The 4,624-nt window shown below is 52.2% G+C and carries 2 protein-coding genes; both read left to right on the forward strand.

What is annotated here, in order from left to right:
- Nucleotides 1-169: 169 nt before the first annotated feature.
- Nucleotides 170-2,629 (forward strand): glycoside hydrolase family 95 protein, encoded by a 2,460-nt coding sequence (locus VIM87_RS12345; protein WP_331997289.1) that lies wholly within the window; start codon nucleotides 170-172, stop codon nucleotides 2,627-2,629.
- Nucleotides 2,630-2,672: 43 nt separating this feature from the next.
- Nucleotides 2,673-4,100 (forward strand): GDSL-type esterase/lipase family protein, encoded by a 1,428-nt coding sequence (locus VIM87_RS12350; protein WP_331997290.1) that lies wholly within the window; start codon nucleotides 2,673-2,675, stop codon nucleotides 4,098-4,100.
- Nucleotides 4,101-4,624: the final 524 nt, after the last annotated feature.

The raw sequence follows: 4,624 nt of genomic DNA on the forward strand, positions 1-4,624 counted from the left end.
AGCGGCACAAAAACCGGTACACGCACAATTTGTATCGCTTGACCAGGATGGGCAACAATTACCGGCAGACTGGTACCTGCAGCTGGCCGGGGCTACCAGCAATATTGTACGGGGTAAGGCTGCCAACAGCCCGGATATTCCAACGTCTTTGAAAAAGTAAACCATGGGTATGATTAAACGTATAGGCATTTATGTGATAACGCTGCTGCTGGTGCTGCCGGCGGCCGCGCAGGACAAAACACTAAAGCTCTGGTACAATGCGCCAGCGGGCAAAGTATGGGAAGCCGCGCTGCCAGTGGGTAACGGTCGCCTGGCTGCTATGGTGTATGGCAACCCCGGCTCAGAAATATTACAGCTGAATGAAGCTACGCTCTGGAGCGGCAGCCCTAACCGCAACGATAATCCGGATGCATTGGCTGCTTTACCGGAGATCCGTAAGCTCATCTTCGACGGGCAGTATAAAGAGGCCAGTAAAATGGCTGCGCAAAACATACAGTCCAAAAAGAACAACGGCATGAAGTACCAGACCGCAGGCGAGCTGCTGCTGGACTTTGCAGGTCACGATCAATACACAGACTATTACCGCGAGCTGAACCTGGAAACCGCCATTGCCAAAACAAGCTATAAGGTGAACGGCGCCACCTTCACACGTGAAGTATTTGCCTCCACACCCGGCCAGGTAATAGTAGTGCGCCTCAGCGCCACAACGCCCGGCAGTATTACATTCCGGGCATCGTTTCATAGTGAGCATAAGTCGGAAATTAGCGTAGTGGGAAATGATGTGCTGAAGCTTTCCGGCATCAGCAGCGATAAGGAAAATGTGCCCGGCAAAGTAAAATTCCAGTCGCTGGTAAAGTTCAGAAATGAAGGAGGTAAGGTAACTGCAACCGGCGATGCCATCAGCGTAACCGGCGCTAACACGGTTACACTGTATATTTCCATGGCCACTAACTATGTAAATTACCAGGATATCAGCGCCGATGAAGGCAAACGAGCTACCGATCATCTGAACAAAGCATTAACCCAAAACTTTTCGCAGCTGCGCAGCGCGCACATAGCGGCGTATCAAAAATATTTCAACCGCGTTCACCTGGACCTGGGCGCCACGGATTCCGTTAAGAACCCAACGGATATACGCATACGCGATTTTGCGCAGGCCAATGATCCGCAGCTGGTGGCGCTGTACTTCCAGTTTGGCCGTTACCTGCTTATTTCCGCTTCCCAGCCCGGCGGGCAGCCCGCTACTTTACAGGGCCTGTGGAATAACAAGATGGATCCGCCCTGGGGCAGCAAGTACACTATTAACATTAATACGGAAATGAACTACTGGCCGGCAGAGGAAACCAATCTGCCGGAAATGCATATGCCGCTGGTGCAAATGGTAAAAGAGCTGTCTGTTACCGGCCGGGAAACCGCGCGTGTAATGTACGGCGCCGGTGGCTGGGTAGCACACCATAATACAGACCTGTGGCGTATTACCGGCCCGGTGGATGGTATTTATTCTGCTATGTGGCCCATGGGCGGTGCATGGCTTAGCCGTCATTTATGGGAAAAGTATTTGTATAACGGCGATAAAAAATACCTGCAAAGCGTGTATCCGGCACTGAAAGGCGCTGCACAGTTCTACCTTGATTTTTTAATACCCGAACCCACGCATCAATGGCTGGTGGTATCGCCTTCCATGTCGCCGGAGAACGCGCCCAAAGCGCATCCCGGCATCTCCATCAGCGCAGGCGCCACCATGGATAACCAGCTGGTGTTTGATCTGTTTTCCAATACCATTCACGCTGCGGAAATATTAAATACCGATCCGGAATTAGTGGCTAAGCTAAAGGCCGGCCGCAGCAAGCTGCCACCCATGCAAATAGGCCAGTACAGCCAGCTGCAGGAGTGGCTGCAGGATCTGGACAATCCGGAAGATAAACACCGCCATGTGTCGCACCTGTTTGGATTGTACCCGGCTAATCAGATCTCTCCTTACCGCACACCGGAGCTGTTTGATGCGGCCCGAACCTCTTTAATACAGCGGGGCGATATTTCTACCGGCTGGTCGATGGGCTGGAAAGTAAACCTCTGGGCCCGCCTGCTGGATGGTAACCATGCCTGGCAGCTGATCAAAAACCAGCTTACGCCGGCGGGAAAGAACCGCGCAAAGGAAAACAGCGGCGGCGGTACATATCCCAACTTGTTTGATGCGCATCCGCCTTTCCAGATAGATGGCAACTTTGGCTGCACAGCAGGTATTACGGAAATGCTGCTGCAAAGCCACGACGGCGCCATTGACCTGCTGCCCGCATTGCCGGACGATTGGAAAAGCGGCAGCATCAGCGGTCTGCGTGCAAGGGGCGGTTTTGAGATTGTAAATATGCAGTGGGAAGATGGTAAGCTGAGTAAGCTCACTATCCGCTCTACGCTGGGCGGCAGCTGCCGTTTGCGTGTGCCCAATGCGCTGCAGGGCAAGGGCCTGAAAGCCGCAACGGGCGATAACAACAACCCGTTCTTTCAGCCGGAAATCACGCCCCGCCCGCTCATTAACGAAAAGGCAAAGCTAACAGCACCGGTGCTGAAGGAAACGTTGTTATATGATCTTGCAACACAAGCAGGAAAAACATATGTATTAAGTCGCTAACGTCCCGCAAGCGGGACATATAGCCGCACAAACGCTATTGAACATGCAAAAACTCATCATAATCTTCCTCACCCTCTGTGCCACCGCACCCGCCATCGCACAAAAAAAGGTCGCCTGCATAGGCGCCAGCATTACCTATGGCGCTACGGTGCCGGACCGGGAGCACAACTCCTTTCCTTCGCAGCTGCAAGCCCTGCTGGGTAAGGATTACATCGTAAGCAACTACGGTGTAAGCGGCGCCACTTTATTAAGCAGCGGCGATCATCCCTACATAAGAACAAACGAATACCAACAAGCCTTACAAAGCAATCCGGATATCGTGTTCATTGACCTTGGCGGCAATGATAGTAAGCTCATTAACCGCGTGCATATGGCGGAATATGAAGCCGACTATCACGCTCTTATCAGATCATTTACACAGCTGCCATCGCACCCGCGCATCATTTTATTAGGCCCGGTAGTGTCTTTTGTAACAGATACCACGGGTATTTGGGACGCGGTGATCGTAAAGCAGGTGATCCCGCACATGCAGCAGGTAGCCCTGCAGGAGGGGCTTGAAATGCTGGACATGCACCCTTTGCTGATCGACAAACCGGAGCTGCTGCCCGACAATATCCACCCCAATGCCGCGGGCTCGGGCATTATGGCCAAACGCCTGTACGATCAGCTGATGGTACAGCGCGATGCTGGTTTCGATATTTTCAAAAAGCTTACGGTACCCACCACGGTCAGCGCTTTTTACGGTTATGCCTGTGCCGACTTTACACTGGATAACCATGCCTGCAAAGTGGTAAAGCCGAAATGGGCGGCTAAAGGCCATCCCTGGATCTGGCGCGCCCGTTTCTGGGGCCATGAGCCGCAAACGGATATTGCATTGCTGGAACGGGGTTATCATGTGGTGTACTGCGATGTAGCAGAGCTGCTGGGTAACCGGGTGGCCATTCAAACCTGGAACCATTTTTACGATCTGCTGCAAAAAGCCGGGCTGGCCCGCAAAGCCGCCATGGAAGGCATGAGCAGGGGAGGCGTATATGTATTTAACTGGGCCGCGGAAAACCCGGACAAGGTAGCCTGTGTATACGTGGATAATCCCGTGCTGGACCTCAAAAGCTGGCCCGGTGGTTTAGGGCAGGTAAAACCGGATGCCAATGTATTGCCTCAGCTGAAAGCAGATTACGGCATTACCACCGATGCGCAGCTGCAGCAGTTCAAAGGCAGCCCGGTAGATAAGGTAAAGGACATTGTGAAGGGTAAGTACCCGATACTTATACTATGTGCAGATGCAGATGAGGCAGTGCCGCCGGCAGAGAACACCCTGCTGTTTGAGCGGAAAGTAAAGGAGCTGCATGGGAACATTACGGTGATGCATAAACCCGGGTTTAAACATCATCCGCACAGCTTACCCAACCCTTCACCCATCGTTGAGTTTACTCTGAGCGCAGTGACCCCTGCGCTTTTCATTGTTCAATAGCGTGAAAAAAGGGCCGGTTATTCTTGGCTGGCCCAATTTTTTATCCCACGCCCGCCAGGCCCGGCGCAAGCATAAAGCATAAAGCATAAAGCATAAAGCGCAAAGCATACAGCATAAAGCTGAGGGCACAAAGCCCCAATCCGCAACTCCCAAACCCTCCCCACATTCACTCCCATCTGCACATCCCCCTCCAAACCAGCACATCAGCACATTTGCATATCTGCACATTTGCACACCTGCACATCCCCCTCCAAACCAGCACATTTGCACATCCGCACATTTGCATATCCGCACATTTGCATATCTGCACATCTGGACACCTTCACATCTGCACATTTCTCCGTAACTTGCACTCAGAAAGGAACTAGTTACAATCAATCTGGCATTATGCGTATGAACAAAAGAACCTTGATACTGTGCGTGGCAATGTTGTTATCCCTCCTGGTAAAAGGGCAGCAGAAATGGACCCTGAAAGCAAGAGACGGGGATATGGAGATCTTTACCAAGAACATAGAGAATTCCCA

The organism is Chitinophaga sp. (genome assembly GCF_036569125.1).
Lineage (GTDB): Bacteria > Bacteroidota > Bacteroidia > Chitinophagales > Chitinophagaceae > Chitinophaga.

Excerpts from the sequence above, each read along its gene's own strand:
- VIM87_RS12350 (WP_331997290.1), top strand. The coding sequence starts at position 2,673 with ATGCAAAAACTCATCATAATCTTCCTCACCCTCTGTGCCACCGCACCC.
- VIM87_RS12345 (WP_331997289.1), top strand. The coding sequence starts at position 170 with ATGATTAAACGTATAGGCATTTATGTGATAACGCTGCTGCTGGTGCTG.